Origin of the sequence: Pseudomonas sp. DNDY-54 (genome assembly GCF_019880365.1) — a bacterium.
In the GTDB taxonomy this organism is placed as follows: Bacteria; Pseudomonadota; Gammaproteobacteria; order Pseudomonadales; family Pseudomonadaceae; genus Stutzerimonas; species Stutzerimonas stutzeri_P.
Genome location: NZ_CP082271.1, coordinates 3139560 through 3158798 on the forward strand (window position 1 = coordinate 3139560; position 19239 = coordinate 3158798).

A 19239-nucleotide genomic window follows, 5' to 3' on the forward strand; every position below is an offset into this window, starting at 1 on the left:
CATACCGGAGGCACGCCGGGCCTTCCCTCTTCTCTGCTAAGCCGCTAAGGTCGCCGGCCTTCTGCTAAGGAGCCGGCATGCGCTACCTGATCTTTGTCACCATCCTCTGGGCATTCTCCTTCAACCTGATCGGTGCCTACCTGGCCGGCCAGGTGGACAGCTATTTCGCAGTACTCACCCGGGTCGTCCTGGCCGGACTGGTCTTCCTCCCCCTTACGCGCTGGCGCGGTGTGGCTCCAGGGTTTATCGGTGGTGTGACGCTAGTTGGCGCATTGCAATTCGGCGTGACCTACCTGTGCTTGTACCTGAGCTTCAATGTCCTGACAGTGGCCGAAGTCCTTCTATTTACCGTACTCACACCGCTGCACGTCACGCTCATAGACGATGCGCTAAACCGTCGCTTCAACCCATGGGCGTTGGTGGCCGCAGCGGTGGCCGTGTTCGGTGCCGGCCTGATTCGCTACGACGGCGTCTCGGGTGACTTTCTGGGCGGCTTCCTGCTGATGCAGGTGGCTAATTTCACCTTCGCTGCGGGACAAGTGGGCTACAAACATTTGGCGCAACGCTATCCGTCGGATGTCCCGCTGTACCGACGGTTCGGCTATTTCTTCCTCGGTGCACTGATTGTCGTGTTGCCGGCATGGCTAGTGTTCGGCAATCCAGAAGGATTGCCCACCACGGCGAGCCAGTGGGGCGTGTTGATATGGATGGGTGTTCTGGCTACCGCGCTTGGCCAGTTCGGCTGGAACAAGGGCGCCACCTTGGTTGATGCCGGGACGCTGGCCGTGATGAATAACATGGCCGTGCCCGTCGGGCTGGTACTTAATCTGCTGTTCTGGGGCACGGAAACCAACCTGCTGCTGCTGGCCACCGGCGGACTGATCATTCTCGCTTCACTATGGATCAATCGTCTGGGCCGACAAACGGCTTGATAAGCCTTTGTTTTCCATATGTTTTCTATCTGATACACCGGTAAGATTGCGGCGCCCCGCATGGATGCATTTCTCAGTCAGTCGTCGAGATATCCATGCGCCGTTTCAGCTTGCTTCTGCTCGTCCTGTTTTTTTCATCAACCGTCCATGCCGATGCGCCGCGCACCTTCCGCGAAGCGAAAAAGATGGCCTGGCATATCTACGCAGAACGGCCGGTAGATTTCTATTGCGGCTGCGCCTTCAAAGGCAATCGGATCGATCTTGCCAGCTGCGGTTATGTTCCGCGCAAACAACCCAAACGTGCGGCACGCGTAGAGTGGGAGCACATCGTTCCCGCCTGGGTGATCGGCCATCAGCGCCAGTGCTGGCAACAGGGCGGGCGCAAGCGCTGCACCGCAAGCGACCCGATATTCAACAAGGCCGAAGCGGATCTGCACAACCTGGTCCCGGTCGTCGGCGAGGTCAACGGCGACCGCAGCAATTACGGCTTTGGCATGCTTTCTGAAAAACCCACGCAATACGGCGCCTGCCCATTCGTGGTGAATTTCAAGCAACGCACCGCCATGCCGCCGGAATACAGCCGGGGCGCTATCGCGCGCACCTACTTCTACATGAGCGAACGCTATGGGTTGCGTCTCTCTAAGCAGGATCGCCGCCTATACGACATCTGGAACCGCCAGTATCCGGTCAATGAATGGGAGCGATGGCGCAACCGCAGCGTTGCCTGCGTGCAGGGCAATGCCAACCGTTTCGTCGGGGCGGTGGACCTGAACCACTGTTCCAAATCAATTGCTCGCACGCCGGCGACTCGAGCTAAACGAAGCTGAGCAACCGATAGCACGAGCAGCCCTGCGCTCAGCTCATCCTGTTACTTCGCCAGGTCTTGCCGGAAACCGCGCTGGCACTGCATCCTGATGCTTCACTGGCGACCAGGTTCATCCGCGATGCAGAACAAGACGCTCTACGCACTTCTGGGCTCAGTGACAACGCTGGCGCTGATCGTTTCCGGCTTTGCCCCGTATGACCGCGCGACCTGGCTCCTGGAAGTCGCGCCGGTACTGATCGCAGCGCCTGTTCTGCTACTGAGCTACCGACACGTTCCGCTCACGCGGCTGCTCTATGTGTTGATCACGGTTCATGCGCTGGTGCTTATCCTGGGCGGCGCTTACACGTACGCCCGCGTCCCGGCCGGTTTCTGGGTCCAGGACTGGCTTGAACTCAGCCGCAATCCATACGACAAGCTTGGCCACTTCATGCAAGGCCTGGTTCCGGCCCTGCTGGCCCGGGAGATTCTGCTACGTCTCGGTTTTCTCGTGCCGGGAAAGATGCTTGGCTTCCTATCGCTGTGCGTCGCCTTGGCATTCAGTGCGTTCTATGAACTGATCGAATGGTGGGTAGCGTTGATTGCCGGCCAGGGCGCGGAAGACTTCCTCGGAACCCAAGGCGACCCCTGGGACACTCAGTCCGACATGCTCATGGCGCTTCTCGGCGCCCTGCTTTCGGTCACCGGGCTGGCCGGATGGCACGACCGGCAGATCGCTGATCAAACCGGCCCCGGCGCGGCAGGATAGCCGTCATGCTCTATCGTCTGGCGGCCGATGCGGTGCTAATTGCGCATCTTGCTTTCATCATCTTCGTGCTCTTGGGCGGGCTGTTGGTAGCGTGGCAACGCCGCTTGCTGTGGCTCCATGTGCCCGCTGTGGCCTGGGGAATTTTCGTTGAACTGACCGGGCGATTGTGTCCACTGACGCACTGGGAAAACTATTTTCGACGCCTGGCAGGTGGCGCCGGCTATGAAGCCAGTTTCGTCGAGCAATACCTGCTGCCGTTGATCTACCCAAGCTGGCTGAGCGTCCCGGTGCAGTATGTGCTGGCCGCCATCGTGGTGCTCGTCAATCTGCTGATCTATGGCTGGCTGATATGGCGCCGGCGCCATAGGCCAGCAGTCTCGGGCTGATAGCGCTTTAACTAAAGCTTCAGTTCGAAGGCGTCGCCGTCGTGATACGCGGGGAATTTGCCACGGAACGCCGCCAGATCCCGAGCGCGCAGTGTGGCGCGAAATACACCTGCAGTATCGCCTGCCTCAAGCAACGGATCACCTAGAAAATCAAGGACCTGCGTGTCGCCACTGTAGGGGTAACCCTTGCCGTCTTCACCGACTCGATTGACCGCCGCAACGTAGCAGAGATTTTCGATGGCCCGCGCCGGCAGCAGACGGTTCCAGGCATTGCGGCGCGCTGCTGGCCAATTGGCGGTGTACAGCAGAAGATCGGTGTCGTGCGCATCGCGACTCCAGACCGGGAAGCGCAGGTCGTAACAGATCAGTGGCCTGACGTGCCAACCCTTAAGCTCGAACAGCGCTTGCTGTTCACCAGCCGTGTAGTGCTTGTGCTCACCCGCCATGCGAAACAGGTGACGCTTGTCGTAGTGAGAAATCTCGCCGTTCGGTCGTGCCCAGAGCAGGCGATTGCGGTGGCTTCCGTCCGCGGCTTCGATAATCACGCTTCCGGTGATCACCGCGTCGAGACGTGCAGCCTGCTCCCGCAGCCAGGCATAGGTCGGGCCCTCCTCCGGTTCAGCCAGCTCAGCGGAGTTCATGGAGAACGCGGTTGTGAACATTTCGGGCAACACGATGAGGTCAGCGCCGCGGGCCTCATCCAGCAGGCCGACAAAGCGCTCGCGGTTCGCGTTGGCGTCCTGCCAGGCGAGGCTGGTCTGGATCAAAGCCAATTCAAGGTCGGGTAAATTGTTTAGATCGCGCATAGTCGTTCCGCTGCCTGGCGCAGCGTCTCCTCTCGTTTCGCGAAGCAGAAGCGGACCAGCCGCGATTCTGCAGGAGGCGTTTGGTAGAAGACCGAAATCGGAATACTGGCCACGCCGTGCTCACGGGTAAGCCATTCGGCCATGGCCACATCGTCGAGATCCGGACGGATCGCGGAGTAGTCTGCCAACTGAAAATAGGTGCCGGCGGCGCGGGTAAAGCTGAAGCGCGATCCGGCCAGCAGGTCGCAGAACAGGTCCCGCTTGGCCTGGTAAAAACCGGGCAGCTCGCTCAGGTGTTCCGGGTGTGCGGCCATGAAGTCTGCAAGGGCCCATTGCAATGGCGTGACACCCGTGAAGCTGACGTACTGATGGACTTTGCGCAGCTCGCTGCTCAGCGCGGCTGGCGCCACCACGTACCCCGTCTTCCAGCCAGTCACGTGGTAAGTCTTGCCGAATGAGCTGACGACGAAGGCTCGCTGATACAGCTCTTCATGGCGCAGCACGCTGGCATGTTCGCGACCGTCGAACACCAAATGCTCGTAGACCTCGTCGCTGAGCAAATAGATATCGTTGTCGCGGATCAGGTCGGCCAGACGATCCAGGTCGGTCAGATCAATCAATACCCCACTCGGGTTGTGGGGCGTGTTCAGAACGATCATGCGTGTGCGTGGGGTAATCGCGTCGGCCAGCTTTTGCCAGTCAATGGTGAAATCCGGCAGGCTAAGCGCCTGGTGAACGCAGACGCCACCGGCAAGCTCTACGGCCGGCTCGTAGCTGTCGTAGCAGGGATCGAAAACGATCACCTCATCACCTGGACGGATGACGGCATGAATCGCACAGAAAATAGCCTGGGTCGCTCCAGGTGTGATGGTGATCTCGCTGTCCGCACTGACCTGACGGCCATAGAGCGAGGCGACCTTGATCGCCACCTGCTCGCGCAGCGCTGGCAAACCGGTCATCGGCGCGTACTGGTTGTGGCCAGCCATAACGTGACGGCTCACCGCGTCACGCAGTGCGTGCGGGCCGTCGAAATCAGGGAATCCCTGGGACAGGTTTAACGCACCGGTCTCAGCAGCAAGCTGCGACATCGTCGTAAAGATGGTAGTGCCGACGCGAGGAAGTTTGCTGGTGATCATGATTCGCTCAGAGCTGAAAGCCAAAATCTGGGAGGCCACATGAGCGCCCCCGAGCGGCGCCCTCTACGCGGCCAGACCTTATCGTTTGTCGCGGCGCTTCTTCTCGGCCTTCTTGTGGTGCGACATGAGACGGCGCTTCTTGTTCACCTGACGGTCGGTAAGCGTGTTCTTCTTGCCCTCGTAGGGGTTCTCTCCGCCCTTGTATTCGATGCGAATGGGCGTGCCCACCAGCTTGAGCACACGCCGATAGGTATTCTCCAGGTAGCGCGTATAGGACTTTGGAATTGCGTCGACCTGATTGCCGTGAATGATGATCAACGGTGGGTTGGCGCCCCCCAAATGCGCGTATCTGAGTTTGATACGTCGGCTGGCGACCATCGGCGGTGCATGCTCGCGCACCGCATCCTCGAGAATCTGAGTCAGACGGCTTGTGGGCCAACGAGTGACGGCTGATGTGAACGAAGCCTGTACTGATTTATAGAGATTGCCGACGCCGGTGCCGTGCTTGGCGGAGATGAAATGGATGTCGGCGAATTCAACGAAGAACAATCGGCGTTCCAGCTCGGTCTTCACGTAATCCCGCTCGCTCGGCTCCATGCCGTCCCACTTGTTCAGCGCAATCACCAGCGCCCGTCCGCTTTCGAGAACGAAGCCGAGCAGATTGAGATCGTGCTCAACTACACCCTCCCGCGCATCCATGACGAAGATCACCACGTTGGCGTCCTGGATCGCCTGCAACGTCTTGACCACGGAGAACTTTTCTACCGCCTCGAAGATCTTGCCCCGGCGCCGGACGCCGGCGGTATCGATCAGCGTGTATTTTTCATCACCACGTTCGAAGGGAATGTAGATGCTGTCGCGGGTAGTGCCTGCCTGGTCATAGACGATGACACGCTCTTCGCCAAGCATGCGGTTGACCAGCGTCGACTTGCCCACGTTGGGGCGGCCGATGATTGCGATCTTGATGCCGTCCTTTTCGCTAGGCCCGGGAATACGCTTGAGCTCTTCGCCCTCGGCGACCGGCTCGCTCTCTTCACCCTCGCCTTCTACGTCTTCGGCATTATCTTTGGGGAATACCCCAAGCGCCTGTTCCAGCATGTGCGTTATGCCGCGACCATGCGCAGCGGCAATCGGCAACGCATCACCGAGACCCAGCGGGCTGAACTCAGCTCGCGCAATGTCCGGGTCGATACTGTCGACCTTGTTCGCCACCAGAAAATGACGCTTGTTCATCTTGCGTAGGTGTTCGGCGATCATCTGGTCGCCCGGCGTCATGCCGGCGCGCGCATCGACCATGAACATTACCGCATCGGCTTCCTGCATGGCCTGCAGCGACTGCTCAGCCATCTTGGCGTCAATGCCTTCCTCATCACCAGTCAGGCCCCCGGTGTCGATCACGATATAGGTGCGACCCTGCCATTTGGCCTCGCCATACTGCCGATCTCGGGTCAGGCCGGCGTATTCCGCGACGATGGCATCACGGCTTTTGGTCAGACGGTTAAACAGGGTGGACTTGCCGACGTTCGGGCGACCCACCAGGGCGATTACGGGAACCATACGGCTCTCCACTGCGATATTTCAGAAAACACAAAGGCCGCTGCGAGGCAGCGGCCGAATTTTAGGCGCTCTGCGCAAGCAGAGCAGCAGACACGTGTGAAACGTTAGTCCGCCTGGCGAATGGTCAAGGCCACAAGCTTGCCATCGTTACCGTAGGCATACAGCCAGTCACCCTCCACAACAGGGCGGGCACGAACGCCGGCGCTATCGATTCGTGTGCGCGCGACAAAACGTCCGTCGACCTGACTGAGAAAATGCAGATAGCCCTCTTTGTCACCGACCGCGACGTAGCTGGAAAATACGGCAGGGGCCGAAAGCTGGCGGCGCATCAACGAGTCATTTGTCCACAACACGGTCGTCGAGCGTTCATCAATGCCCACCACCGTCCCATCAGCCTGGCTCAGGTAGACACTTCCGTATCCCAACGCAACGCCAGTTGCTGTAGACGCATCGCGTTGCCAGAGGATCCGACCGCTCTCCACATCCAGTGCAGCTGCGCGACCCTGGAAAGAGGCGACATAGAGTGTCCCGCCAGAAAGCAAAAGCCCACCGTCTATGTCCACGACACGCTCAAGCTCGGAACGGCCCTGCGGAACTGCAACACGTTGCTCCCAAATCGGCAGTCCCCGACGGGTGTCCAAGGCCACAACCTTTCCACTGGAAAGGCCGGCGATCGCCAGCTCATTTGTCAGCAACGGCGCGCCAGTCCCCCGCAGGGTCAGTACAGCCGGAGAGCTTTCGTAGCTCCAGCGTTGCGCACCGGTGTCGATTTCCAACGCAATGACTCGGTCATCCTGGGTCTGAACCACTACCACATCGCCGTTGACGGCAGGCGCGGCGAGAACCTCGCTGCTAACCTGGCTACGCCACCGCTCTTCACCCGTCGACACGTCCAGAGCCAGCACTTCCCCGCGCAGGGTACCGACCAGAACCAGACCATAGCCAGCGCCAACCGCACCAGAGATCGGGACCTCCAGATCGTTCTTCCAGTTGACCTTGCCGGTCATGCGATCCATAGCCACGACCAGCCCTTCGACGTCGGCGGCGAATATCTCATTGCCGTACACAACCGGGGCGAGCAGGTTGTAAGTCTCGCCCTGGCCGTCACCAATCGAGCGACTCCACTCCTCGCTCAACCGTATCTCGGCGTCAAACTTGACCAGCTCGGCGGGTTCGGGTTCTTTTTTGTCATTGCTGCTGCAACCAGCAGCCAAGACGGCCAAGGTCAGCAGTGCGGCAGTTTTCCAACGCATCAATTCACGCCTCTCCACGAGCCAGGTCGTCCAGTTTCAGCTGCAGGCCACCGATAGCGGCATCCTGTGACAGCGATTCTTTTGCTTTGGAATAGGCGGCGTGGGCCTCGTCATGACGCCCCAGCTTGACCAGCAAATCACCCCGCAACTCTTCACGACTGGCAGCAAACGCCTCGACCGCTTCACCGTCCAACAGCACGAGTCCTTCTTCGGCCTTGTCCTGTGCTGCCAGAACGCGGGCCAGACGCTGGCGAGCCAGCTCCTCGAGTACTTGGTCCGCAGGCTTATCCAGCACGGCCTGCAGCTCCGTCTGAGCCTCATCGAGCCGCCCGGATTCGACTGCCACTTTGGCCACGAAAAGACTGCCGTACTGAGCGTAATGTGAGCCAGCGAACTCTTTCTGCAGCAAGTTGCCCAGACGCGACACTTCGGCGGCATCCACACCGCCTTCCTCTAGCGCGGCGTTCAACAACTGCTGATAAACCGCGGATGCGTTCTGTGCCTGAGTACGCTGGTGCTTCTGCCAAAACTGCCAGCCAAACACCAGCACCAGAGCGAGTGCGCCGCCCAAAAGCAACGGCATGCCGTTGCGCTGCCACCATTCCTTGATCTGCGCCAGCTGTTCTTCATCGGTACCCGAGGTCACACTGTCACTCCTTTACAATCGCTGAATTCAGACCTGTCTGCTTAACCCAGGCAGGCCGCCAGACGCTCGGGTAGAGCATCCCAGGCAATGCTTTGTTGTTCGCTGTCATCGCGCAACGGTTTGCAACCTACCACGCGTCCAGCCAGTTCGTCGTCACCCAGAATCAGTGCGAAGCGAGCACCGCTCTTGTCAGCCTTCTTGAACTGGCTCTTAAAGCTACCGCCACCGGCATTCACCAGAAGGCGCAGACCCGGCAAGGCGTCACGAAGCCGCTCGGCCAACCCCAGCGCCGCCAGTTCCGCCGCTTCGCCGAACGCACAGATGAACGCATGTGCTGGCGGGTTAAGCTCATCAGGAACAAGCTCAAGAGTGTCCAGCAAAAGCACCAGGCGTTCGATGCCCATTGCAAAACCGACACCCGGCGTCGGCTTACCGCCGAATTGGCTGACGAGTCCGTCATAGCGACCGCCAGCGCAGACGGTGCCCTGCGAGCCTAGCTTGTCAGTTACCCACTCAAAGACAGTACGCCCGTAATAGTCCAAACCCCGGACCAACTTCGGGTTGACCTCATAGCCGATGCCTGCCGCTTCAAGTCGAGCCTTCAGACCTTCGAAGTGTGCGCGCGATTCCTCGTCCAGGTAGTCATGCAAGGTCGGCGCATCACCCAGCAATGCCTGCGTTTGCGCATTCTTGCTGTCCAGAATACGCAGCGGGTTGCTGGTGAGACGACGCTGACTGTCTTCGTCGAGCTGCTCGAAATGCTGTTGCAGATAAGCCACCAACGCGTCTCGGTACCGCGCGCGTGCCTCACTGGAACCCAAGCTGTTCAGTTGCAATGTGACTGCATCGGACATGCCGAGCTTCTTCCACAGCCGAGCGGTCAAGACGATCAGTTCGGCGTCCACATCCGGGCCAGGCTGGTTGAAGACTTCCACGCCAACCTGGTGGAATTGGCGATAGCGACCTTTTTGCGGCTTCTCGTAGCGAAACATCGGCCCCGCGTACCAAAGCTTCTGCACCTGCCCGCCGCCCGTCATGCCATGTTCAAGCACAGCACGCACGCAACCCGCAGTGCCTTCGGGTCGTAGCGTCAGCGACTCTTCGTTCCGATCAAGGAACGTGTACATTTCCTTATCGACTACGTCGGTGCCCTCGCCGATGCCACGCGCGAACAGATCGGTGAACTCGAGGATCGGCAGTCGGATCTCGCTATAGCCATAGCTGTCGAGCAGCTGTGCGAACGTTGTTTCAAGGTAGCGCCAGACCGGCGTTTGCGCCGGCAGGATATCGTTCATGCCACGAATGGCTTGCAGGGACTTGCTCAATTGGGTTCCTTATCAGCTGCGCACGATCAGCGCGGCATCGGTCTCAGCCTTCTCGCTGGCCTTGCGACGAATCAACTGTTCCAACTCGTCAACCAGATTGTCGTTGCTCAGCTTCTGCGCAGGCTTGCCGTCGATGTAGATGAGATTGTTCGGCGTGCCGCCCGTAAGGCCAATGTGGGCTTCCTTGGCCTCCCCCGGGCCGTTAACGACGCAGCCAATAACCGCGACGTCCATCGGCACCAATAAATCGTCGAGCCGGCCTTCAAGCTCATTCATGGTCTTGACCACGTCAAAGTTCTGCCGCGAACAGCTCGGGCACGCAATGAAGTTGATACCGCGTGAACGCAGACGCAAGGATTTCAGGATATCGAAGCCGACCTTGATCTCTTCGACCGGGTCGGCTGCAAGCGAGATTCGGATGGTGTCGCCGATACCTTCAGCCAGCAACATCCCTAGGCCAACCGCCGACTTCACCGTTCCCGAGCGCAAACCACCGGCCTCGGTGATACCCAAGTGCAACGGCTGTTCGATCTTGTCAGCCAGTAACCGATACGCTGCCACGGCCATGAACACGTCAGAAGCCTTAACGCTGACTTTGAAATCCGGAAAATTCAGGCGGTCGAGGTGCTCGACATGGCGCAGTGCGGATTCCACCAGCGCCTCGGGCGTCGGTTCACCGTATTTCTTCTGCAGGTCCTTTTCCAGCGAGCCGGCATTGACGCCAATGCGAATCGGGATACCCCTGTCGCGCGCCGCTTCGACCACCGCTCGCACGCGATCCTCGCGTCCAATGTTGCCGGGGTTGATACGCAGGCAATCGACGCCAAGCTCGGCAACACGCAGCGCGATCTGATAATCGAAATGAATATCCGCTACCAGAGGCACACCGACACGCTGCTTGATCTTGCCAAACGCCTCGGCTGCCTCCATCGAGGGAACCGAAACTCGGACGATGTCAGCACCCGCATCTTGTAATCGCTGAATCTGAGCAACGGTCGCGTCAACATCGCAGGTTTCGGTATTGGTCATGCTCTGCACCGCAATTGGCGCATCGCCACCGACCGGTACGTTACCTACCCAGATCTTGCGGGTTTGGCGACGTTTGATGGGGGACTCACTATGCATGATTACTGCCCGAGCTTGAGACGCGCAGTCTCGCCGCGCGTTTTGCCAGAAAGACTAACGGCTTCGCCGTTGAAATTGACCTGAACGCCGGACGCGAAGCCCAAATGCAGATCCAATGGAGTTTTGCCGACCAGGGAGCGACTGCTCCCGGCTTTCGCCAGTCCGCTGTAAAGCACTTCACCGTCCGCAGCGGTTACGCGGGTCCAGCAGTCCGCTGAGTAATTGAGCGTCAGACGACCCTCACCCGGCCCAACAACCTCGGATTCGGCCATCGCTGTCGAAGGTGTCTCTACCTCTGGTGGCGAGGTCGGCGCTTCGCTAGAAACAGGCGCTTCCTCCAGCTCCGCTGTCGGTTCAGTAGGTGTTTCGGCCGCGGCCTGATCGTCTAACGGTAGGCTTTCGTCGACACCGCTCAACGCCTCTTCGTCCATTGAGGAGGGCATGGAATCAGTCGTGTCACTAGCAGGTGCGACGGGCTCTTCGGCGCGGTCCAGCAGGTGAATCTCGGTCGTGCCGTCAGCCGCCTCAACCTCGATGCGCTCCAAGGCGGTCACTGAGGGACCCGACTCATTACGGGACGACCGATCCTGCCACCACAAGAAGGCGCCGACACCTATCACCAGCGTCAAAATAAACGTAAAGAAGCGCACCATGCTACGCGACAACCGCACTGGCTGATCGATGTGGCCAAGGCTGTTTACACTGCTGCCACTCGCATCCGTACCGGTGTGCTGGTCGAACTGCTGAACGAGACGATTCTGGTCCAACCCCAGCAGCTTGGCGTAAGCACGAACATAGCCCCGCGCAAATGTATGGCCAGGCAGCTGACTGAAATCACCCGCCTCGATCTGAGCGAGCGAGCGTTCAGACAGATTGAGCTGCTTGGCTACCGAAGGAAGCGACCAGTTCTTGCTCTCGCGTGCAGTACGGAGCGTGTCGCCGGGATTAGCCAAGGTCGTCGGGGCAGCCGCTTCAGAATGTGGCGCTATCATCGTTGCTCCGAAAGAAACTGTTGATATTCAGGTGTACCTGGATATAGGCGCTTGAGCTGCAAACCCAAACTGGCCGCCTGATCCCGGTCCTGATGAATCCTTGCCAGACGAATGCCCAACAGCAGGCTGCGCGCGTTCTGCTCGGAAAGACTGCTGAATCCGTCGTAGTAACGCTTGGCCGGAACGTACTGCTTATCTTCGTACGCCATCATCGCCAGTTCCAACAAGGCGCGCGGCTGACGGCTATCGAGGCGCAAGGCTCTTGTGAAAAAGGTTTCGGCCTGCTCGCGCTGGCCAAGTTGCAACGCGGTCATTCCCATGTTCTGGAAGACATGCGACCGCCCCGAATAGAGATTGTCTTCAGCTGCTTTCGCGAAGCGCTCCATGGCCTCCGGATAACGCTTTTGCTCGAACAGAAAACTGCCGTAATTATTCAGGATGCGCGCGTCGCTGCGACTGGAAAGCGCTTTGCGGTAGTGCTCGTCAGCCAGCTGATTTTCCATCTCGTTCTGAAAAACCAAAGCCAGCGCCGCGTGTGCGTCTGCGCTGTTCGGGTCAAGCTCTAACGCTTTGCGAAGCGGCGACTTCGCACGGGAAGCCTCGCCTTGCTGCAGATAACCGATGCCGAGCTGGATATAGGCGTCTCTCGCCTCGTCGCGCCCTTCCGAGGTACGCATCGGATTGCCCGATCCTGACGAGATACAGCCCGTCATCAAGCCGGCGAACAGAAACAGCAGCGCAACGCGCAAAATCATCAACAGCATCCCCCTCAGGAACGGTTTGTAGCAGCGGACGCCGTCACTGGCTCAGATTGCAGTTCGCGCACGGCGATGTAGCGCTCACTTCGGCGAGTCCGATCCAGCACCTGCCCGACCAGCTGACCGCAAGCGGCATCGATGTCCTCACCACGGGTGGTGCGCACCGTCACATTGTGCCCGGCTTTATGAAGGATGTCCTGAAAACGACGGATTGCATTGTTGCTCGGCCGCTCATATCCGGAATGCGGGAAGGGGTTGAATGGAATGAGATTGATCTTGCAGGGAATCTTGGCGAGTAGTGTGACCATCTGTTCCGCGTGTTCGGGTTGATCGTTCACGCCTTGCAACAGGGTGTACTCGATCGTCAACACGCGCTTCTCGCCCAGATTGGAAATATAGCGTTGGCACGCAGCCAACAGCACGTCCAGCGGGTACTTCTTATTGATTGGAACCAATTTATCGCGCAACGCATCATTTGGAGCATGCAACGACAGCGCTAACGATACGTCGATGACCTTGGCCAGCTCATCAATCATCGGCACGACCCCGGACGTTGAAAGGGTCACCTTACGCTTGGAGATACCGTAGCCCAGGTCGTCCATCATGATCTGCATGGCAGCCACAACATTATCGAAATTGAGCAAGGGCTCGCCCATACCCATCATCACCACGTTGGTGATGGCGCGATCGACTTTCGCAGGAATGCTGCCGAATGACTTGTTGGCAATCCACACCTGACCGATCACTTCGGCTGCAGTGAGGTTGCTGTTGAAGCCCTGCTTGCCGGTCGAGCAGAAGCTGCAATCCAGCGCGCAGCCTGCCTGTGACGAAACACAGAGCGTACCGCGACCGCCCTGAGGGATATAAACGGTTTCAACGCAGCTACCCGAGGCCACGCGCACTACCCACTTGCGGGTGCCGTCGGTGGAGATGTCCTCGCTGACGATTTCGGGGCCGCGGATCTCAGCAGAGGCCTTGAGCTTTTCGCGCAGGGCCTTGCCAATATTGCTCATGGCATCGAAGTCATCAACACCAAAGTGGTGAATCCATTTCATGACCTGACCGGCACGAAAGCGCTTCTCCCCTATTGAATCGAAGAAGCTTTCCAATTGAGGCTGAGTAAGCCCCAGCAGATTTACTTTACTGGTCATAGCAGTCATCAGGATTCACCTTCGCCAGATCAGCGAATGCGGGCACACACTTCGGTGGCAGAGAAGAAGTAAGCAATTTCGCGAGCTGCGGAGGCTTCGGAATCAGAACCGTGCACCGCGTTTTCATCGATCGAGACGGCAAAATCAGCACGGATTGTGCCCGGAGCAGCCTCCTTGGGGTTGGTAGCGCCCATCAGCTCACGGTTCTTGGCGATGGCGTCTTCACCTTCCAACACCTGAACGATGACCGGACCGGACACCATGAAGGCGACCAGGTCCTTGAAGAAGCCGCGCTCGCTGTGCTCGGCATAGAAACCGCCAGCTTCACGCTCAGACAGCTGAACCATCTTCGAAGCGACAACACGCAGACCAGCCTTCTCGAAACGGGACGTGATCTCGCCGATCACATTCTTGGCGACAGCGTCAGGCTTGATGATGGAAAAAGTGCGTTGCAGGGCCATTTAATAACTCCAGTAATCGATAGGTTAAAGCGAACAAGTAAACCCGCGAATTATACGCGGGTCATGACTTAAAATATAAGAGCAGCAGCGGGCGTGCTTAGTGCGCAGCGAAGGCCGAATACAGCTTCGCTTTCAGATGTACGCGGCTTACCGCGTTACTAGACCTCGTCAATCCAGGCAGATTGTATGGCTTCGAGCACCTTCTCGCCGCCACGCTTCGGATCGTCAGAAAAGTCAGGTAACTCGATGACCCAACGATGTAGCTCGACAAAATTCACGTAGCGCGGATCAACGTCCGGCTTGCTTTCGGCGAGCTCAATCGCGATATCCAGCACATCGGCCCATTTAAGCGCCATGCTTCACCCCGCCTTCAATGGCCTTCAGAGACTTGGTTGATGGTGTATTTGGGAATTTCGACCACAAGATCGACGTCCGCAACCGCTGCCTGGCAGGACAAACGGGAATTAGGCTCAAGCCCCCACGCCTTGTCCAGCATGTCATCCTCAAGCTCATCGGAGGCTTCCAGCGAGGCGAAGCCTTCTCGAATCACCACGTGACAAGTCGTGCAGGCACAGGATTTCTCACAGGCGTGTTCAATGTCGATGCCATTACGGAGCGCGGCATCCAGGACCGTCTCACCGGGCTGCGCCTCAACCACCGCCCCTTCCGGACAGTGGTCAACATGAGGCAGGAAAACAATCTGCGGCATCTGGGTCATTCCTCGATATCGTTAAGCCGCCGCCCAGCCAGTGCGGCCTTGACGGTGGAATCTAGCCTGCGTGCAGCAAAGGCATCGGTAATTTGGCTCAATCGCTTGATTTGCCGTTCAATGGCAACACCATCCTGGCTATCGAGCAAACCTCGTAACGCCTGCATCTGCGACTCGATCGCCGCGCGCTCTTCGGCGCTAAGCAAGCGCTCGCCATCTACAGCCAAGGCACCTTCGACCGCCTCAAGCAATCGCTGCGCATCGACCAGCTGCTCACGCAGAGCCCGAGCGACCTTGTCTTCGCTGGCTTTGCGGAAAGAGTCTTCAAGCATGCGCGCAATCTCGCCATCGGAGAGACCGTAAGATGGCTTGACCTGAATGCTTGATTCGACACCGGATGCCAACTCACGAGCTGATACGCTGAGCAGCCCGTCCGCATCGACCTGGAACGTCACCCGGATCTTCGCCGCGCCCGCCACCATCGGCGGAATACCTCGCAGCTCAAAGCGTGCTAACGAACGGCAGTCAGCGATTAACTCGCGCTCACCTTGCAGTACGTGAATCATCATGGCCGATTGGCCATCTTTATAAGTAGTGAACTCCTGCGCTCGCGCAACCGGGATGGTCGTATTGCGCGGAATAATCTTCTCCATTAAACCGCCCATCGTCTCCAAGCCGAGCGACAGCGGAATGACATCGAGCAGCAGAAGCTCTTCCCCATCACGATTGTTACCCGCGAGCGTTTCAGCCTGGATCGCCGCGCCAATCGCGACTACCTGATCGGGGTCTATATCAGTGAGAGGATCCCGACCGAACATCTCACCAACCCGTTCACGAACCCGCGGTACGCGCGTAGAACCACCCACCATGACCACCGCGTTGACTTCCGCCAGCTCAACCGAGGAATCGCGCAACGCGCGCCGGCATGATCTAAGGCTGCGATCGATCATCGGATCGATCAGCTCGTTGAACAGTGCTCGGGTAAGCACACCCTTCCAACCTGCATAACGCACCTGGGCCGCATCAGCGCCGCTCAGTTGTTCTTTGGCATCACAAGCAACTTTCAGCACTTCTCGCTGAGCACCTGGATCGAGATCCTGAGAAGCGCCGGCCTGAGCCAGGATCCAGCCTGCAATAGCATGATCGAAGTCATCGCCACCTAGCGCCGTATCTCCCCCTGTCGCCAGCACCTCGAATACGCCCTTGCTTAGACGCAGGATCGAAATATCAAAGGTTCCGCCCCCCAGGTCGTAAATAGCCACGACGCCTTCCGCTTCGCGATCCAGCCCGTAGGCGACGGCGGCGGCGGTAGGCTCGTTAAGCAGCCGCAGGACGTTGATATTGGCCAGACGGGCCGCATCCTTGGTGGCTTGGCGTTGTGCATCGTCGAAGTAGGCGGGAACCGTTATGACCGCCCCGACCAGCTCACCGCCCAAGGCCGCCTCTGCACGCTCGCGTAATGCGCGAAGTATCTCGGCAGAGATTTCTACCGGGCTTTTCGCGCCTTGTATGGTCTCGATGAAAGGCATCTGCGATTGCCCTTCACTGAATCGGTACGGGAGCTGTCCGCCTAGCTGCTTCACATCACCGATACCGCGACCCATAAGGCGCTTAACGGACAGAATGGTATTCAACGGGTCGCTCGCGGATGCGCGTTTGGCGGCGCGCCCCACTTCGACGCGATCAGCGTGGTAACGCACCGCGGACGGCAGGATAACCTCGCCATCAGTGTCGGCTATTGGCGCCGTGACACCACTGCGCAATGTAGCGACAAGTGAATTGGTAGTGCCCAGATCTATACCAACTGCCAGACGGCGCTGGTGAGGCTGTGGGCTTTGTCCGGGTTCAGCAATCTGCAGTAAGGCCATGTCTGTCTGATATCGGGCGCAGCGCCTTGCGCTACGCGGGGTTAATCGTCGAGGCGTTCTTCCAACTGGCGCACTTCCTGGGACAGCTTGTCGAGAAACTGCATCCGGCGCACCAGCCGCTCCGCGTCGTCACGCTGTGACTCCTTCCGCCAGATACTGGCGAACGAGTCATTCAGATCCTGCTGCGCAGCCTTGAGACGAACTTTGAAGGAGATAATGCCAGCGATGTCCGCCTCGTCCTGCAGCTGCTCAAGCTCTTCTCTCCACTGCATCTGCTGCATGAGGAACGCGGGATCCTGGACGGTGGCCTCAAGCGGCATTTCACGCCCCTCCAACGTCAGCAAATAACGCGCTCGACGTGACGGACTACGTAAGGTTTGGTAAGCCTCGTTCAAATTTGCAGAGCGCTCAATCGCATAGCGCTGTTCGGTTTCGCCCGCGTCAGCGAACCGGTCAGGATGAACCTTTCGGGCCAGCTCACGATAGCGAGACGAGAGCATGTCCATATCGATATCGAAAGCTGGCTGCAATTCGAACAGGGCGTAGTGACAGGGATTTCCCACAGCGTCCTCAGATGTTGAAGCTTTCGCCGCAGCCGCATTCGCCACGCACGTTGGGATTATTGAACTTGAAACCTTCGTTCAGCCCCTCTCGAACGAAGTCCAGCTCCGTTCCGTCGAGATACACGAGACTCTTGGGATCGATGATGACTTTTACCCCGTGGCTGTCAAACACCGAATCCTCCGCCGCCGCCTCGTCGACGAATTCAAGCACATAGGCCAAGCCGGAACAGCCGGTGGTGCGCACGCCCAAACGGACCCCTAACCCCTTGCCGCGCCCGTCCAAGGAACGGCGAACGTGATCGGCGGCAGCGGTAGTCATGCTAATAGCCATCGATACCTCCTTAGGCCTGCGGCAACCCTTTTTTCTCACGGTAATCGCGAACCGCTGCCTTGATGGCGTCTTCTGCCAACACTGAGCAGTGAATCTTCACTGGCGGCAACGCCAGCTCTTCCGCCAGCTGGGTGTTCTTGATGGTTTCTGCTTCTTCTAACGTTTTGCCCTTCATCCATTCTGTGGCAAGCGAGCTAGAGGCGATGGCCGAACCGCAGCCATATGTCTTGAACTTGGCATCTTCAATAATGCCCTGCTCGTTGACCTTGATCTGCAGACGCATAACATCGCCGCAAGCCGGGGCGCCGACCATGCCGGTGCCGATAGAAGGATCCTCAGCGTCGAATTTGCCGACGTTGCGGGGATTTTCGTAATGGTCAATGACCTTTTCACTATATGCCATGGTGCAATCCTCGTTGAATCAGGCTATGTGGAACTCTACAAGTCAGTGGGCGGCCCACTCGACCTGCGAGATGTCGACGCCATCCTTGAACATGTCCCACAAGGGCGAAAGCTCACGCAATTTTGTAACCGCCTCGCTGACTTTCTGCGCCGCGTAGTCGACTTCTTCTTCCGTCGTGAAACGGCCGAATGTAAAACGGATTGAGCTGTGTGCAAGTTCGTCATTGCGACCCAGCGCGCGAAGCACGTAGGACGGCTCCAACGACGCAGACGTACAAGCCGAACCTGACGACACCGCGAGGTCTTTAAGTGCCATGATCAGCGACTCACCCTCGACGTAGTTAAAGCTCAGGTTCAGGTTGTGAGGGACACGCGAAGTCATGCTGCCGTTGACGTAGAGCTCTTCAAGATGCTCAACCTGCTTGAAGAAGCGGTCGCGTAACTTGGTGATGCGCTCGTTCTCCGCGGCCATTTCTTCCTTGGCAATACGGAACGCTTCACCCATGCCGACCGACTGATGCGCGGCCAACGTGCCGGAACGCATGCCGCGTTCGTGGCCACCGCCATGCATCTGCGCTTCCAGGCGCACACGGGGCTTGCGACGAACGTACAGCGCGCCGACGCCTTTCGGGCCATAGGTTTTGTGCGCGGAAAAAGACATCAGATCGACCTTCATGCTGTCGAGATCAATCTGCACCTTGCCGGTGGACTGCGCCGCATCAACATGGAACAACACACCGCGGGAACGAGTCAGCTCACCGATGGCAGCGATATCGTTAACCGTTCCGATTTCATTGTTCACATGCATGATGGACACCAGCACGGTGTCGTCACGCAACGCCGCTTCGACCATCGCAGGCGTAATTACACCGTCTTCGCCAGGCTCGATATAGGTCACTTCGAAACCTTCTCGTTCGAGCTGCCGGGTCGTATCTAGCACGGCTTTGTGCTCGATTTTGCTGGTCACAATGTGCTTGCCTTTAGAGGCATAGAAATGTGCGACGCCCTTGATCGCAAGGTTGTCAGACTCGGTCGCGCCGGAAGTCCAGACGATTTCACGTGGGTCTGCATTGACGAGTTCGGCAACTTGACGACGGGCATTTTCAACCGCCTCTTCAGCTTTCCAGCCAAAGGCGTGTGAGCGCGACGCCGGATTACCGAAGTTGCCCTCGGCAGTCAGGCACTCAATCATCTTCTCGGCAACGCGAGGATCGACTGGTGTTGTAGCGGAGTAGTCCAGGTAAATCGGCAACTTCATCAGGTATCT

The 19239-nt window shown here is 58.5% G+C and carries 22 protein-coding genes; 4 read left to right on the forward strand and 18 right to left on the reverse strand.

Annotated features, from left to right (window positions below; all coding sequences use genetic code 11):
• Positions 1–77: 77 nt before the first annotated feature.
• The 4 genes from K4O48_RS14475 to K4O48_RS14490 all read left to right on the forward strand — a co-directional run bounded on the left by K4O48_RS14475 (position 78) and on the right by K4O48_RS14490 (position 2889).
• Positions 78–932 carry a carboxylate/amino acid/amine transporter gene (locus K4O48_RS14475; protein WP_222909093.1) on the forward strand — a complete coding sequence of 285 codons (855 nt, stop codon included), beginning with the start codon at positions 78–80 and terminating at the stop codon, positions 930–932.
• 95 nt (positions 933–1027) lie between these two features.
• Complete coding sequence (locus tag K4O48_RS14480) at positions 1028–1759, forward strand: endonuclease (protein WP_222909094.1); 732 nt, start codon at positions 1028–1030, stop codon at positions 1757–1759.
• Between the two features lie 117 nt (positions 1760–1876).
• Complete coding sequence (locus K4O48_RS14485; protein ID WP_222909095.1) at positions 1877–2503, forward strand: DUF2238 domain-containing protein; 627 nt, start codon at positions 1877–1879, stop codon at positions 2501–2503.
• A gap of 5 nt (positions 2504–2508) precedes the next feature.
• Positions 2509–2889 (forward strand): DUF2784 domain-containing protein, encoded by a 381-nt coding sequence (locus K4O48_RS14490; RefSeq protein ID WP_222909096.1) that lies wholly within the window; start codon positions 2509–2511, stop codon positions 2887–2889.
• Positions 2890–2900: 11 nt separating this feature from the next.
• On the opposite strand, the gene K4O48_RS14495 is transcribed toward K4O48_RS14490, so the two are convergent.
• From K4O48_RS14495 to K4O48_RS14580, 18 genes are all read right to left on the reverse strand, one after another.
• Positions 2901–3695, reverse strand: a complete 795-nt coding sequence (locus tag K4O48_RS14495) for an amidohydrolase (RefSeq protein ID WP_222909097.1) — start codon at positions 3693–3695, stop codon at positions 2901–2903.
• A complete protein-coding gene (locus tag K4O48_RS14500; protein WP_222909098.1) occupies positions 3683–4831 on the reverse strand; it encodes a pyridoxal phosphate-dependent aminotransferase in 1149 nt (382 codons plus the stop codon). Before K4O48_RS14500 ends, K4O48_RS14495 begins: the two co-directional genes overlap by 13 nt.
• A 78-nt stretch (positions 4832–4909) precedes the next feature.
• Positions 4910–6388: a ribosome biogenesis GTPase Der gene (gene der / locus K4O48_RS14505; RefSeq protein WP_222909099.1), complete on the reverse strand. Its 1479-nt coding sequence runs from the start codon at positions 6386–6388 to the stop codon at positions 4910–4912.
• A 104-nt stretch (positions 6389–6492) separates the two neighbouring features.
• On the reverse strand, positions 6493–7641 hold the full coding sequence (gene bamB / locus K4O48_RS14510; protein WP_222909100.1) for an outer membrane protein assembly factor BamB: 1149 nt from the start codon (positions 7639–7641) through the stop codon (positions 6493–6495).
• 4 nt (positions 7642–7645) lie between these two features.
• Positions 7646–8287 (reverse strand): tetratricopeptide repeat protein, encoded by a 642-nt coding sequence (locus K4O48_RS14515; protein ID WP_222909101.1) that lies wholly within the window; start codon positions 8285–8287, stop codon positions 7646–7648.
• A gap of 41 nt (positions 8288–8328) precedes the next feature.
• Complete coding sequence (hisS, locus tag K4O48_RS14520) at positions 8329–9612, reverse strand: histidine--tRNA ligase (protein ID WP_222909102.1); 1284 nt, start codon at positions 9610–9612, stop codon at positions 8329–8331.
• A 12-nt stretch (positions 9613–9624) separates the two neighbouring features.
• Positions 9625–10737 (reverse strand): flavodoxin-dependent (E)-4-hydroxy-3-methylbut-2-enyl-diphosphate synthase, encoded by a 1113-nt coding sequence (gene ispG / locus K4O48_RS14525; RefSeq protein WP_222909103.1) that lies wholly within the window; start codon positions 10735–10737, stop codon positions 9625–9627.
• Between the two features lie 2 nt (positions 10738–10739).
• Positions 10740–11729 (reverse strand): helix-turn-helix domain-containing protein, encoded by a 990-nt coding sequence (locus tag K4O48_RS14530; protein ID WP_222909104.1) that lies wholly within the window; start codon positions 11727–11729, stop codon positions 10740–10742.
• On the reverse strand, positions 11726–12484 hold the full coding sequence (pilW, locus tag K4O48_RS14535; protein ID WP_222909105.1) for a type IV pilus biogenesis/stability protein PilW: 759 nt from the start codon (positions 12482–12484) through the stop codon (positions 11726–11728). The genes K4O48_RS14530 and pilW overlap by 4 nt, the downstream gene beginning before the upstream one ends.
• 14 nt (positions 12485–12498) lie before the next feature.
• Positions 12499–13647, reverse strand: a complete 1149-nt coding sequence (gene rlmN / locus K4O48_RS14540) for a 23S rRNA (adenine(2503)-C(2))-methyltransferase RlmN (protein WP_222909106.1) — start codon at positions 13645–13647, stop codon at positions 12499–12501.
• A gap of 20 nt (positions 13648–13667) precedes the next feature.
• Positions 13668–14099: a nucleoside-diphosphate kinase gene (gene ndk / locus K4O48_RS14545; protein WP_021209485.1), complete on the reverse strand. Its 432-nt coding sequence runs from the start codon at positions 14097–14099 to the stop codon at positions 13668–13670.
• Positions 14100–14257: 158 nt separating this feature from the next.
• A complete protein-coding gene (gene iscX, locus K4O48_RS14550) occupies positions 14258–14455 on the reverse strand; it encodes a Fe-S cluster assembly protein IscX (RefSeq protein ID WP_222909107.1) in 198 nt (65 codons plus the stop codon).
• A gap of 14 nt (positions 14456–14469) precedes the next feature.
• Positions 14470–14808, reverse strand: coding sequence for an ISC system 2Fe-2S type ferredoxin (fdx, locus tag K4O48_RS14555; RefSeq protein ID WP_168425381.1), 339 nt, complete (start codon positions 14806–14808; stop codon positions 14470–14472).
• A gap of 5 nt (positions 14809–14813) precedes the next feature.
• Positions 14814–16676, reverse strand: coding sequence for a Fe-S protein assembly chaperone HscA (gene hscA / locus K4O48_RS14560; RefSeq protein WP_222909108.1), 1863 nt, complete (start codon positions 16674–16676; stop codon positions 14814–14816).
• 41 nt (positions 16677–16717) lie between these two features.
• Positions 16718–17239 (reverse strand): co-chaperone HscB, encoded by a 522-nt coding sequence (hscB, locus tag K4O48_RS14565; RefSeq protein WP_222909109.1) that lies wholly within the window; start codon positions 17237–17239, stop codon positions 16718–16720.
• 7 nt (positions 17240–17246) lie between these two features.
• Positions 17247–17570: an iron-sulfur cluster assembly protein IscA gene (gene iscA, locus K4O48_RS14570; RefSeq protein WP_222909110.1), complete on the reverse strand. Its 324-nt coding sequence runs from the start codon at positions 17568–17570 to the stop codon at positions 17247–17249.
• A gap of 10 nt (positions 17571–17580) precedes the next feature.
• The gene (gene iscU, locus K4O48_RS14575; protein ID WP_222909111.1) at positions 17581–17973 is read right to left on the reverse strand and encodes a Fe-S cluster assembly scaffold IscU; all 393 of its coding nucleotides are present in this window, start codon (positions 17971–17973) and stop codon (positions 17581–17583) included.
• A 42-nt stretch (positions 17974–18015) separates the two neighbouring features.
• Positions 18016–19230: an IscS subfamily cysteine desulfurase gene (locus K4O48_RS14580; protein ID WP_222909112.1), complete on the reverse strand. Its 1215-nt coding sequence runs from the start codon at positions 19228–19230 to the stop codon at positions 18016–18018.
• Between the last annotated feature and the right edge of the window lie 9 nt (positions 19231–19239).

What these genes read in the sequence shown, in the direction of transcription:
- K4O48_RS14475 (WP_222909093.1), top strand. Translation starts at nt 78, where the DNA reads ATGCGCTACCTGATCTTTGTCACCATCCTCTGGGCATTCTCCTTCAAC.
- K4O48_RS14480 (WP_222909094.1), top strand. Translation starts at nt 1,028, where the DNA reads ATGCGCCGTTTCAGCTTGCTTCTGCTCGTCCTGTTTTTTTCATCAACC.
- K4O48_RS14485 (WP_222909095.1), top strand. Translation starts at nt 1,877, where the DNA reads ATGCAGAACAAGACGCTCTACGCACTTCTGGGCTCAGTGACAACGCTG.
- K4O48_RS14490 (WP_222909096.1), top strand. Translation starts at nt 2,509, where the DNA reads ATGCTCTATCGTCTGGCGGCCGATGCGGTGCTAATTGCGCATCTTGCT.
- K4O48_RS14495 (WP_222909097.1), bottom strand. Translation starts at nt 3,695, where the DNA reads ATGCGCGATCTAAACAATTTACCCGACCTTGAATTGGCTTTGATCCAG.
- K4O48_RS14500 (WP_222909098.1), bottom strand. Translation starts at nt 4,831, where the DNA reads ATGATCACCAGCAAACTTCCTCGCGTCGGCACTACCATCTTTACGACG.
- der (WP_222909099.1), bottom strand. Translation starts at nt 6,388, where the DNA reads ATGGTTCCCGTAATCGCCCTGGTGGGTCGCCCGAACGTCGGCAAGTCC.
- bamB (WP_222909100.1), bottom strand. Translation starts at nt 7,641, where the DNA reads ATGCGTTGGAAAACTGCCGCACTGCTGACCTTGGCCGTCTTGGCTGCT.
- ispG (WP_222909103.1), bottom strand. Translation starts at nt 10,737, where the DNA reads ATGCATAGTGAGTCCCCCATCAAACGTCGCCAAACCCGCAAGATCTGG.
- K4O48_RS14530 (WP_222909104.1), bottom strand. Translation starts at nt 11,729, where the DNA reads ATGATAGCGCCACATTCTGAAGCGGCTGCCCCGACGACCTTGGCTAAT.
- pilW (WP_222909105.1), bottom strand. Translation starts at nt 12,484, where the DNA reads ATGATTTTGCGCGTTGCGCTGCTGTTTCTGTTCGCCGGCTTGATGACG.
- rlmN (WP_222909106.1), bottom strand. Translation starts at nt 13,647, where the DNA reads ATGACTGCTATGACCAGTAAAGTAAATCTGCTGGGGCTTACTCAGCCT.
- ndk (WP_021209485.1), bottom strand. Translation starts at nt 14,099, where the DNA reads ATGGCCCTGCAACGCACTTTTTCCATCATCAAGCCTGACGCTGTCGCC.
- iscX (WP_222909107.1), bottom strand. Translation starts at nt 14,455, where the DNA reads ATGGCGCTTAAATGGGCCGATGTGCTGGATATCGCGATTGAGCTCGCC.
- fdx (WP_168425381.1), bottom strand. Translation starts at nt 14,808, where the DNA reads ATGCCGCAGATTGTTTTCCTGCCTCATGTTGACCACTGTCCGGAAGGG.
- hscA (WP_222909108.1), bottom strand. Translation starts at nt 16,676, where the DNA reads ATGGCCTTACTGCAGATTGCTGAACCCGGACAAAGCCCACAGCCTCAC.
- iscA (WP_222909110.1), bottom strand. Translation starts at nt 17,570, where the DNA reads ATGGCTATTAGCATGACTACCGCTGCCGCCGATCACGTTCGCCGTTCC.
- iscU (WP_222909111.1), bottom strand. Translation starts at nt 17,973, where the DNA reads ATGGCATATAGTGAAAAGGTCATTGACCATTACGAAAATCCCCGCAAC.
- K4O48_RS14580 (WP_222909112.1), bottom strand. Translation starts at nt 19,230, where the DNA reads ATGAAGTTGCCGATTTACCTGGACTACTCCGCTACAACACCAGTCGAT.